Source organism: Paenibacillus sp. FSL K6-2859 (assembly GCF_038008265.1).
Taxonomy (GTDB): domain Bacteria; phylum Bacillota; class Bacilli; order Paenibacillales; family Paenibacillaceae; genus Paenibacillus_AQ; species Paenibacillus_AQ nitricinens.
In genome coordinates this window covers 1957065-1969817 of the sequence record NZ_JBBOYU010000001.1, presented here as the reverse complement: position 1 = coordinate 1969817, position 12753 = coordinate 1957065, and the positions used below count along the sequence as shown (strand labels likewise).

Here is a 12753-nt window from a genome sequence, read left to right as displayed (position 1 = left end):
TATGGCAAAGACACCCACCTATCAATCTGGTTTGGAGAAATTCAACCGCACAAGTAACGGCATCAATGCTTTGTTCACCCTAATTTTTATTCTGCTGGCCATTGCCTGTGTCGTGCCTGTGATCGTCGTGTTATCCATTTCGCTTACCGATGAATCCTATATTCGTGAAACAGGATACAGCATTTTTCCAACCGCTCTATCCGGAGATGCTTACTCTTATATCGCCAAGCAAGGAACGATGATTCTGCGGGCGCTAGGTGTATCCCTACTTGTAACTGTCGTAGGTACTGCACTTGGCGTGCTGCTCACCACAACAATGGGATATGTCATTTCACGCCCGGCTTACAAGCTCAAGAACTTTCTCACCTGGGTTGTATTCATCCCGATGGTATTTAACGGGGGGCTTGTCTCCAGTTACTTTATCAACACAAATTTCTTGGGACTCAAAAACAGCGTTTGGGCACTCATCCTGCCGCTCGCAGTATCCTCCTTTAACGTTATTATTTGTAAAACCTTTTTCAGGAGCACGATCCCTGATGGCTTAATCGAATCTGCTGAAATTGACGGGGCTAGTCAGTTTCGCACCTTCTTCTCAATCATTCTCCCGATCTCCTTGCCTGTACTAGCTACGATTGGACTGTTCCTCTGCTTCGGTTACTGGAACGACTGGTTTCAATCGATGCTGTATATCGATAATCAGAATCTCTATTCGCTACAAGCGTTACTTAACAGCTTAATGTCCAATGCCGATGCGCTCGCCCGAAACTCAATAAGCATGGGTATCAGCTTTGCTGAGCTGGTCGCAACAATGCCTAAAGAATCTGCCCGTATGGCTGTTGCTATTCTCATCGTGTTGCCTGTTGCCTGCGCGTATCCCTTCTTCCAGAGATACTTCATTACCGGCCTTACCATTGGCGCAGTCAAAGGCTAGTCCCGAAATAAGCCAAGCCAAGCTTGGTTTATGATATATAACCGTACTTTTACTACGGTACTATTCATCATTCAACACTAGGAGGAGTTAAAGTGAAGAACACCCTAAAGTTCGCCTCAACATTGTGTATTCTCGCATTAATGCTGTCCCTGCTTGCTGCATGTGGCAGCTCAAAGCCAGCGGCGTCCACAGCAACCAATGAAAACGAGAGTGGCACAACTGCTACTGATGCACCAACCACCAAGGAAATTCCTACATTGGTATGGTGGCTGATCGGCGGACAGGTTCCTGAGAATTTTAGTAAAGCCGTTGAGCAAATGAACGAATACACCGCTGAGAAAATCGGTGTCAAAGTGGACATCAAAGTGGCTAGCTGGGGAGAATGGGATACAAAAATCAACACCATTGTGAATACGGGTGAACCCTTTGATATGATGTTTACCAACAACACAAAGTACAGTAAGCAGGTCGCTATGGGAGCGTTCGCGGACATTACGGATCTGGTACAAAGTGAGGCCCCTGAACTTTACAAGTCTATCCCTACCAAAGTATGGGATGGTGTGAAAATTGGCGGAAAATATTTTGCTGTACCGACGTATAAAGATTCTTCATTAACTCAATATTGGGTATTCGATGACAAGCTTGTACAAAAATATAATATTGATTACCAAAACATTAAAACGATGCAAGATTTAGACAAACCTTTTCATGATATGAAAGCTGGTGAAGGCAAAAGTTTCTACCCGTTGCAGTTGATCCAAGGCGAAGGCTTCCCGGGCATTTTAAACAATTATGATGATATGACTTTAGGTTTCAATCCTATTGGAGTAAACGTTGAGGATGCTTCCAGGAAAGTCGTGTCCGTGTTTGAACAACCGGAAGTTATGACTAACTTAAAGCTGCTACATCAGTGGTATAAAGATGGTATTGTTAACCCGGATGCACCAACTAAAACTGAAGGCGACAAATACAGAGCATTCTTCTCCGCACAAGCCTTCCCTGGCGCAGAAGCTGGCTGGCAAATCACCGCAGGGATAGACAAATACGTCATGACTCAAATTTTTGGGCCTTTGTATACAACTAGTACAATTCAAGGCTCCATGAATGTAATCTCGGCAAATTCCAAATACAAAGTGGAAGCTATGAAATATTTGCAATTAGTGAATACAGATCCTAAATTAAGAAACATGCTTGCATTTGGTGAATTAGGAGTCGACTATAAGAACATTGACGGAGAGAAATCCATTGAGCGGATCAGTGATACATGGCCTTTGGCAGCGTACTCCCAAGGTACCTTCTTCAATCTTGCGGTTACGAAGGGAGCTCCTCTAGATCAGTGGGAACAAGTAAAAAAACTGAACGAACAAGCGGCATCCTCTAGCGTATTGGGCTTCGCACTTGATATTGGTGAGTTGCAGACTGAGGTTGCTAACTGCCAAGCTGTATATGATAAATATAGATATGAACTGCTTACAGGCGCTTCTGATCCTGAGAAGGTAATCCCTAAATTGCTGTCTGAGCTGAAAAATGCAGGAATGGACAAAATCATGCAAGTTGCTCAAGAACAAATCAACAATTACTTTAAGTAAAGCTTATCGAACTCACATGGTATATCAGCGCTGATATACCATGTATTTTCCTTTCATACTTTAAAATTCATTTGAACTAAAGTTACGCTTCATATATATTTACAGTGAATTATATGCTCTCTCAACCACAGCAACGAGAGACTTATTCCTCTATATTATGTGTCTGACCTTAGGGGGCATTACAAATGAGGTTTTGGAGGAGTTCTTTTTTTCACATTAAAATATATCGTAATAAATTTTGGGCATACCTGATCTTCATTGTAACCATCGGGTTAACACTGGGCACTATGACCAGCGCTATTCTTATTAATCAATGGATCGGAAACGCACGGATTGAAGCTGCGAATGCCTTTTCCCGTATTGAGAACAACTTTCAGAATGATGCCGACCGGATTGAAGCTTACATGCAAAGATTGTATTCCAATCAGGATCTGATGAAAGACGTCCGTTATTTTATGAGCCCTTCCGTAGAAGGGTATCTGACTAAAAGATTGAAGAATAGTCCTTATTCATCACAATCACTGCTCTCTTTTCCTGAGGATACTAAAACATATCTTTACAGCTGGGCCCAGGGAGATATTACTCAAATCAGCGTTCATACCAAGGACTACGGAAATGTTATCTATTTTAATAGTTTTGGTATTCCTAGCTTCCAGTTTGGCGTTCCAAATTCTGACGAAATCTTTGATGAAAGTATACAAAAGGGCTTCGTCTCTCGCAAAAAACTAAATCAAAGTGCTACAGAACCAGGGGAAATCCACTTCCAGATCAGTAGCAAGCGAATATTCAGTATCGTAAATAATTATCAACTCGGTAATGCGGCTATAATCAACCCCTCTACCGGGGAGATATTCAATATTGGTAATAATAAATCCATGACGGAAGAAATCACCCAACAAGCGGTTGCGAATAATAATAATCATGGCTTTATCGTATATAAAGGATATATTCCCATTTTCTATGTTACCTTTACATCTACCAAGTACAATTATCGATTTATTAGTACAGTAGACTTGGCTGCACTAATAAGTCAGCATAGCACGGTGTTGCTCAATATATTTATGATCGTCTTTACCGCTATGATCTGTGTACTCCTGCTCGTAGTCTACAACCTTCGTGATGATTCGCGATTTCTGCACCGTATTATACAGTCAATCAAACGTGCGAAAACTGCTGACTTCACCCCAAATAAGCCTGCACGTTATCGTATGAATGAATATGGTATGATTGCCCGAGAAGTCGACGATATGATACACCAATTAGACAAATATATTCGAAATGAATACTTACTTAAGTTAAAACAGCAGGAAGCAGAAATGAAAGCGCTTCAACATCAAATCAACCCACATTTTCTTTATAATACCTTGGAGGTTATTCGATCTACTGCATTGGTTCATCAGAATGAGCCTACCGCAGATGCGATTGCAACCTTGGGAGCGTTGTATCGAGAAATTGTTAAGAAAGAAAATATTATTTCAATAGGCAGTGAACTAGAGCTGTTACGAAAATACCTGCAAATTATGGAGTTTAAATATCCTGAGCACTTTTTTTACCAAATTGATGTTGAAGATACTATTCTTGCTCTTTCTACTGTGAAGTTCTGGATGCAGCCCTTGGCAGAAAACTTCTTTGTCCATGGGTTTGATATAAATAAGGAATTTAATTTATTTATCGTGTCTGGTTGGGAAGATGAAGACTTCTATAGACTGGATTTCATTGACAATGGCGTACGAATTGATGAAGAACGGTTAACTGCCATCAGACAAATCCTCTCGAGTAATCATGACCATGCCACCAAAAGCATTGGATTATATAATGTCTATGCCCGGCTTAATTTTTTCTATCAAGACGATTTCTCGATTAGTATTGAAAACAACGATGAAGCTGGTGTCAAAATCTCTGTACAGATTTCTAAGAGAGGTGATTAGATTTGTACAAACTTTTGATTGTGGATGATGAACCTCAGATTTTGGAAGGTATGAAACGTATTCTGGATTGGGAGCATTACGGATTTAAACAAATAGAAACCAGTGATTCCACTGAAGATGCCGTATTTAAAGCTGTAGATTTAGTGCCTGATATCGCTATTATCGATGTGTGTATTGGCAAAAATCTAGGATATGATGCTATCCACAAGCTAAATGAAGTGAACCTTCCAACCAAATATATTATTATAAGCGGCTATAGTGACTTTCAATATGCCCAACAGGCCATTCGTTGCGGAGTAAAGGATTACCTATTAAAGCCTGTGGATCGAATCAAGCTGCAGGAGGTCATTGAAAAAATAATAATCGAAGATTTACATGGCACGATTAAAGATGTGAATGCTGACTCTATGAGTATTGATCCAGTACTGGGAATGCATTACGATGCCTTCTCAAAGCTGGTCAATCGTATATTAATTATGATTAAAACAGAATTTGCTCATAATATTTCATTAAAATCCGTCGCAGACCGGTTTCAAATGAACAGCACCTATCTGGGACAAATCTTCATTAAAGAAACAAGTATGAAGTTCTCAGAGTATTTAATGAGCTATCGCATGCATCGTGCACAGGAGCTCATCCAAACGACTAATGAGAAAATACACTGGATTGCCCTTTCTGTTGGTTATAACAACCTGAACTATTTTTATACACAATTTCAAAATCATTTTGGTACCTCTCCCTCAAGTTTACGGATGAAAAGTTAAGGCTGGATCTATATTGCAAAGTGATTTAGGGGGCCGTGTCATGAATAGATATAGCTGCTTCATCTGTGGCATTATTCTGCTGTTCATTACATTGTTAACTGGCTGCACCAAGCAGAATTTGAACGCTGCGAACTTTAATGCAGAACCCACTGTAAATCTGATTTATTATACAATCGGTGATCCTGATAAGGATCTTGCCCTTGTCAACAACAAAATTAACGAGATATTAATGAAGAAAATTGGAATTACCATAACTTACAATAAAATTGGTTGGCAGGAATATGATGATCGCATGAATACAATGATCTCCTCTGACAGCCCTTTTGATATTGCGTTTGCTCCTGATTATGCCAAATACGCAAATCGTGGAGTATGGCTTAAATTAGATGACTATTTCACGAATCTAGCCAAAGAAATGTACCTTGCGATTGACCCCATCTTTTGGAAAGGGGCCAAGATGGATGACGGGTTTATCTATGGTGTCCCCACTAACAAAGAATTGGCTGTGCGTGAGCATTGGATGTATCCTGATTCTTTGGTCAAAAAATATCACGTCGAAGTTAACCAATATAACACACTGGAATCGCTGGAACCTTTGCTTCGCATGATACAAAAAAATGAACCCGATTATTTACCCATGGAGCTTGATCGAGACTCACACAATTTTTTTGCTATGTACGGCTACGAATATATAGGGGACAACAGACTCCCATTAATGATCCAATCTCTGGATCCTACAGCTCCCGTTGTCAATATCTTCGAAACCCGTGAAGCCAAGCATATATTAGATACGCTAAGACGTTATTACCAATTAGGGTTCATTAATCAAGATGCCGCCTTAAGAGAACCAGGAAGTTTGAAACGTGGTCTTAAGGTATTTTGGGAATCTGGTAGTGGCGGTCCACTCTCTGAGAGCGTCTGGAGTGACGATCTGGGGTATAAAATTGTAACCAATCCAGTAACAGCCGAGGTGGCAACTACGGAAGCCGTGCGCGGAGGGATGATGGTTGTGAATGCAAATACGAAGCATCCTGTGGAGAGCATCAAATTTCTAAACCTATTGAATACTGATCCTGAACTGCGTAACTTATTTCAATACGGCATTGAAGGCGTTCATTATACGCTGGATCAGAATGATCAGGTTATCCTAATTTCGACAAAAGACAGTCAAGGAAATCCGCTTCCTAAGGCGAACGGCGGCTACACTGGCATACAATACACTCAGGGAAACTGGTTTATCTTAAATACATTAGGTGGAAGCTACCCTGACCCATTAAACAAGTGGGAACAATTCCGCATCTACAACTCCCAGGTTGTGGAGTCCGAAGTACTGGGCTTTACTCCCGATCTGTCAGAGGTCGATGAACAAATTGACAACATTGAGATTGTCTGGCGCAAATATTATCCAAGTCTTATGACAGGCAGTGTCGATGTCGATACCATTCTCCCGAAATTCAACCATGAGCTGTATGAAGCAGGTATTGATAAAGTACGTAAGGAAATCCAAAAGCAATTAGATATTTGGAGGAAATAGAAAGTCACTGTAAAGAAAGACCCCCAAGAAAGACACTTTAGACAAAGTGACCTTCTTGAGGGTCTTTATAAGATTAGTGACCCATCATCATCGCTGGATCTACCTCTTCACTGATTTTTTCAATTTGCTGCATCTTCGGCTTGCGAAGAATTAGCGACATAACGATACCAACACTTACGATACAAGCGGTCAGGAAAAATGTATCTCCAAATCCAGCTACTAAGGCCGTTTGTGGATCGCCTGTTTTTCCGATTGTCGCCATGTGAGTATTAATATGAGATGTCAGATAAGCTGTAAGACCTGTTACTGCAAACGACACGACAACCTGTTGAGCTGCTGAGGTCAACGGCGTCACACGGCTAACCAAATCACGTGGAGCTGAGTTTAATACATGTGTATTGAGTGGCATCATGGTTGACCCCATACCTAACCCCATCACACACACCGCGACAATAACCATCCAAATCGGTGTATCCACATTTACCGTCGAGAGTATAAACATCGCAGCGGCGATAACACTCAACCCACAGAATGCTAATGGACGAGCTCCAATTTTATCAAACAACCGACCACTAATCGGCATCATCAGACCCGCGCACAACGCTTGCGGCATCACGATCCAACCGGTATGAAGTGCGGTATAACCTTTAATATTCTGTAAATACAAAGGAATCATCAGTGTAGCTCCGAACAATGCCATCTGTACGATCCAAGTAAGAATAATACCACGTGTGAAATCAGATGATTTAAACACCTTCAGTTCGAGCAATGGATACTTCTGTCCAAGCTCCACTATAATGAACAAGATTAATGCGATACCACCGATGGTTAAGCCTGTAATCGCACCGGTTGAAGACCAATCTGTTCCCCCTTCGCTCACACCATAAGCAAGCATAGCGAACGCGATTGGCGCAAGACACATCCCGAGAATATCAAGATGTGTTGACTTCTGAGGCTCAGTCTTCGGTAAATATTTCTTACCCAGAATAAAGGCCAAGATGCCAATTGGCAAATTGATAATGAAGATCCAGTGCCAGCTCACATAATCGACAAGATAACCGGAAATTACAGGACCAAAAGCTGGTGCCATCAACATTGGAATCCCAAGAACACCCATAATAGAACCGCGACGTTCAGGTGGAGCTAATTTGAATACCATCGCCATTCCGATCGGTGCAACCATACCGCCGCCTAGACCTTGAATAATACGGAATAAAATCAGTTGCTCGGGTGATTGTGCTAAGCCGCATAGAAGTGACCCTAAAGTGAACATCACAATCGTTATAAGGAAAATTCGCTTTGCGCCAAATTTATCTGTCATCCACCCGGCAAGTGGAATGACTGCGGATAGTGCTAATGTGTACCCCGTTATTGCCCATTGAATCGTCTTTAGATCTGTATTGAAATATTCCACTAATTTGGGAATTGCATTATTAACAACTGTACTATCCAGAATAACCATAATCATACCAACGATAATCGCAAGCAGAGGTGGCAGAATAGCTTTTAGGGAGAATGTGTCGCCTTCCTGCGTAAGGGGTTTTGTTGCAGCATTTGATGTCATTGTGATACCTCTGCTTTCTAAATTTTGACTGAATATTTGTGAAAATAATGCTCGAAAAACAAGTCGATGCTCTCCTCAATCGATAAAGGGATATCGAGTAGAGACGATTGAATGCGATCGTTCGGCTGACATTTAGCAGCAGGATTAACTTTGGTGAACGGTGACATAATGGCAGCAAACATATGCTGTGTCATCAACAATAAAGTCTTTGGATCTGTTATACCTGTCACTTCTGTCATGACTGCTCTTAATTTTTCGAACCCTTGTTGCTTCATAAAATGTACATATTCGGCCACCGATTCAAACAATGGATCATGGCCAAGAATTCGCTTAAGCAAATCAGGATAGTCTTGAAGAAATGAAGCGTACGTCAAAATGAATTGTTTCAACCGTTCGATTGGCGGATGCTCCACAACATCAAATATGTCAAACGCTGAGCGGAATGTTTCCAGAATCATCTTCATTGCTTCATGAATAAGCTTTTCTTTCGACCCGAAATAATAATTAATCAGCGCTACATTAGTGCCCGCTTCACTAGCAATTTTCCGAATGGTGACACTATCAATCCCTTCAGACTTAATCAATTGCAATGTGGCGTCCAAAATCTTCTCCTTCGTCATATAACTCTCCTCAACTCTACATACATTTAAACAGCGTTTAAAACAATGATTAATATACCTTGAAAACTTAATACGCGTCAATGGAAATTTCAGAAAATACCCCCACTGTTTTCAACAAAGGCGGAATCATGCGATGCAGGGCTTAAATTTGAAGAACAAAAATAACCGGCCGAGAATATATCTCGCCGGCTAATTGTGTTTGTTTGTTCTCCTAGCCCTTTATCGAACCGATCATAACACCTTTTTCAAAATATTTCTGAATAAACGGATACACAATGAGAATCGGTAAAGTAGATACAATAATAACTCCATACTTAACCTGGTCAGCAAATTGCTGAGCATATCCGCCTGCACTGCCGCCCGAGCCTCCGCCTTGGGAGAAAACCTGGTTGGATAATAGAATATCACGCAGAATGATTTGTAACGGCTGCAGGTCATTCGAATGAATATAGATAAGCCCAGTAAAAAAATCATTCCAATGTGCTACCAGATAATACAGCGCAATGACCGATATGACGGACTTAGATAAAGGGATCGCAATATAGAAGAAAAACTTAAAATGAGTACATCCATCCAATGCAGCGGATTCATAAATTTCTTTAGGCAGTGAAGCTTCAAAGAACGTGCGTGCAATAATAAGATTAAACACATTCACTGCAAAGGGAAGAATAAAGACCCACATCGAATTGGTCAGGGATAGATCCTTCATCAGGATATACGTTGGAATTAGTCCACCATTAAAAAATAATGTAAAAACGAAGAAAAACATCAGGAACCGGCGTGCACGGAACTCTTGTCTGGATAGTGTATACGCTGCTGGGATCGTAAGAAGCAGATTAAACATTGTTCCCAAAACTGTATAAATAACGGTATTCTTGTAACCTATCCAAATACGCATATCCTGAAAAATTTGCTCGTAGCCAAAGAAACTGACTCCTCTGGGAAATAGAGTAACCTTTCCTGTGGAGACCAATGTCTGATCACTGACAGAAGCAATAATAACAAAGTACAAGGGATACGCAACGATCAGGAAAATTAGAACACATAAGATAATGATCGAAATATCAAATAGAATCTCACCCGTGCTGCGCTTGTGAATAGTTGTCGCCTGCATAAGCATCACCTTTCGATGTTCTTTCCATTTACCAGAGGCTAATATCTGAGTTGCGTTTGGAAATCCAGTTCATGGTAACCAAAAAGAAAAAATTGATGACGGTATTAAATAGTCCGATGGCTGACGAATAACTGAATTGATTGGAAAGAATACCGATTTTATAAACATAGGTGGAAATGACCTCTGATACGGGAAGGTTCAATGAATTCTGCATCAAGAATACCTTCTCGAATCCGGTTCCCAGTACATTCCCCATACTCAGAATAAATAATATGATGATTGTCGGAACCAAAGCAGGGATATCGATATGCAGAATCATCTTCCATTTGTTCGCTCCGTCAATCTTGGCAGCATCATACAGACTTGGACTCACTGTTGATAATGCGGCCAGATAAATAATACTGTTCCATCCAGCATGCTGCCAGATATCCGAAATCACAAACACCGGGACGAAAGAATTCGTGGAGGCGAGCAAATTAATGTCTGCATCGCCAAGCTTGGAGATCAATTGACCAAGGATTCCTGTATTCGGTGACAGGAGAACATTCAGCAATCCAACCATAACTACAATTGAGATAAAATGAGGCATATATACGATGGTCTGCAGCAGCTTCTTAGTGCGGAACCATTTCACCTGATTCAGTATAAGCGCTAGTATGATCGGTGCCGGAAATCCAAGAACGATTGTTGTGATGCTGATAATCACAGTATTTCTCATCAAATCCCAAAACTGATAGTTATTGATGAATTGTGAGAAATAATGCAGACCGCGCCAGGCCCCGCCTGCCAATCCACGCGAGAAATCATAATCCCTGAAGGCAAGCTGAATTCCATACATTGGAATATAGTTAAAGATGATAACTACAACGATCGCCGGAATAATCATAATCCATAATTGATAGTCGCGTTTAAGCTCCATTAGATTTCTTCTATGTTTATTGGGAGTTATTGAGGACATCATAAGCCTCCTTAATAAGGAGACAGCTTCTCTTCATCCTGTAAAGAAAAGCCGTCTCCAGATGTTCTATAAATCTTTACAGCTTATTTCTTACTTTTGTAATCATCATAGTATTTCTGCATAGTGGACAAGTTGTTATCCAGCCCCATCTGCTTAATGTTACTCACATAGGAGTCCCATTCCTTGGTAACTCCCCCTTTGGTAACCCACTGCGAGAACTTAGACATCGCCAGATTAATCATATTCGTATTCACTAACACCATGGCATTGTTGTCTTCCGGGTTATATTTAATGAACATGCTTGGTAAAATATCGTTATCCTTGTCAATCCCACTGAGGACCGCCTGCAGGGGTTCTGTCTGTTTGCCAACAGATTGCATATCAGTTCCAAGTGTCAGCTTCAATGAATCAGAGATAAAGGTAGGTCCATTATCCGCCCAGGTTGATGTCCACTTCCATGTGCCTGGGTCCATTTGGCTGTCAGCAGGTGGCAGGACCGCGTAGCTTCCATCTCCATTATCTTTAATGTTCGTACCAAGTGAACCGAATAGTACCTGCATACTAACTGTAGGATTATACAGCTCATTAATAAATTTCATTGCCGCTTCTTTATTCTTGGACTTAGCAGACATGACGACCATATTACCGCCGAAATTCAGTGAGTAGCCGTCATAGTCATAGGACTGCTTAATCGTTGAATCTGCCGAGACTTTAAGCGGAGCGATCGACTCATATTGTGGAGCCAAGGTGTTGCCGAAGCGGTCCGTTACTTCCCAGCCCCATGAAAAGCCAACCTTCGCTTTGTCCCCGCTGCCGCGCGCAACCGATTGGAATTTGGAATAATCCTGCGTGAAGGCTTCCGGGTTGATTAAGCCAGCCTGCCAGCACTTATTCATGAATTCCACGAACTGCTTGTATCGATCATCCACAAAGTAATTTTTAATCTGGCCACCCTCAGTGAAATATCCCTGACCACTACTATCCGTTAATGTAATACCTAAACTGCCAAGCAATATTTGTGGCTGAAAATAACCAAATCCAGTCGTCCCCACCGGAGCGAAATCCATAGGAATTTCATCATTTACATCACCATCTCCATTGGCATCCTTCTCTTTGAACGCCAGGAGCACATTATATAATTCATCCCAATTAGTCGGTTCCTTGAGACCTAAATTGTCTAGCCATTGTTTATTGATATATTGCCGGCTTACCGTATCCGGCCAGAATCGTTGATATTTCGGTAAACCGTATATTTTGCCATCCAGCTGTGTAGCAATTAATTTGGTCTCCGGCTTCTCTGTAAACATCTGTTGAATGTTAGGGCCGCCTGTTGAAATGAGCTCGGTTAAATCCTGAAAGAGTCCGGTGAACTGGGCAAAATCAGCATCCGTGATCACATTCGGTCCTATAAGGATATCCGGAATATCTCCTCCGGCTAACAAAGCGCCTTTTTTCTGATCCCAGTCCGCTGAAATTTCTTGCCACTCAATATCTACCCCCACTTGCTCCTCAACCTTGGTCAACCATTCCATTTTGGCGAACTCTTGCGTAAGAGGATGCTTCAGCATGATCCCTTTTAGTTTGACTGTACCGGTTGTAGAATTCGTTGACGAACTTGAATTAGAAGAAGAGGCACCCTCATTACTCCCGCCTCCACACCCCGCAAGAATTATTCCAAATAGGCTAAGTGCTAATACGGGCTTCATTACCTTTGACAAATATCCCCTCATACAACGAACCTCCCTTTTTGG

The 12753-nt window shown here is 41.4% G+C and carries 10 protein-coding genes; 5 read left to right on the top strand and 5 right to left on the bottom strand.

Annotated elements, in window-relative coordinates:
• The first annotated feature begins 1 nt into the window (after position 1).
• From MHB64_RS08540 to MHB64_RS08520, 5 genes are all read left to right on the top strand, one after another.
• A complete protein-coding gene (locus tag MHB64_RS08540) occupies positions 2-931 on the top strand; it encodes a carbohydrate ABC transporter permease (RefSeq protein ID WP_094870416.1) in 930 nt (309 codons plus the stop codon).
• A gap of 92 nt (positions 932-1023) precedes the next feature.
• Positions 1024-2520 carry an ABC transporter substrate-binding protein gene (locus MHB64_RS08535; RefSeq protein ID WP_094878105.1) on the top strand — a complete coding sequence of 499 codons (1497 nt, stop codon included), beginning with the start codon at positions 1024-1026 and terminating at the stop codon, positions 2518-2520.
• A gap of 185 nt (positions 2521-2705) precedes the next feature.
• Positions 2706-4448 carry a sensor histidine kinase gene (locus MHB64_RS08530; protein ID WP_280788387.1) on the top strand — a complete coding sequence of 581 codons (1743 nt, stop codon included), beginning with the start codon at positions 2706-2708 and terminating at the stop codon, positions 4446-4448.
• A 2-nt stretch (positions 4449-4450) separates the two neighbouring features.
• Complete coding sequence (locus MHB64_RS08525; protein WP_280788388.1) at positions 4451-5212, top strand: response regulator transcription factor; 762 nt, start codon at positions 4451-4453, stop codon at positions 5210-5212.
• Positions 5213-5252: 40 nt separating this feature from the next.
• Complete coding sequence (locus tag MHB64_RS08520; protein ID WP_341134148.1) at positions 5253-6746, top strand: ABC transporter substrate-binding protein; 1494 nt, start codon at positions 5253-5255, stop codon at positions 6744-6746.
• 73 nt (positions 6747-6819) lie between these two features.
• On the opposite strand, the gene MHB64_RS08515 is transcribed toward MHB64_RS08520, so the two are convergent.
• The 5 genes from MHB64_RS08515 to MHB64_RS08495 form a co-directional block, all read right to left on the bottom strand.
• A complete protein-coding gene (locus tag MHB64_RS08515; protein ID WP_341134147.1) occupies positions 6820-8310 on the bottom strand; it encodes an MDR family MFS transporter in 1491 nt (496 codons plus the stop codon).
• A 17-nt stretch (positions 8311-8327) separates the two neighbouring features.
• The gene (locus MHB64_RS08510) at positions 8328-8930 is read right to left on the bottom strand and encodes a TetR/AcrR family transcriptional regulator (protein WP_094870421.1); all 603 of its coding nucleotides are present in this window, start codon (positions 8928-8930) and stop codon (positions 8328-8330) included.
• Between the two features lie 211 nt (positions 8931-9141).
• Positions 9142-10044 (bottom strand): carbohydrate ABC transporter permease, encoded by a 903-nt coding sequence (locus MHB64_RS08505; RefSeq protein WP_445671631.1) that lies wholly within the window; start codon positions 10042-10044, stop codon positions 9142-9144.
• 28 nt (positions 10045-10072) lie between these two features.
• Complete coding sequence (locus MHB64_RS08500; RefSeq protein ID WP_256990701.1) at positions 10073-10963, bottom strand: ABC transporter permease; 891 nt, start codon at positions 10961-10963, stop codon at positions 10073-10075.
• A 122-nt stretch (positions 10964-11085) separates the two neighbouring features.
• A complete protein-coding gene (locus MHB64_RS08495) occupies positions 11086-12732 on the bottom strand; it encodes an extracellular solute-binding protein (protein ID WP_341134146.1) in 1647 nt (548 codons plus the stop codon).
• Positions 12733-12753 lie beyond the last annotated feature (21 nt).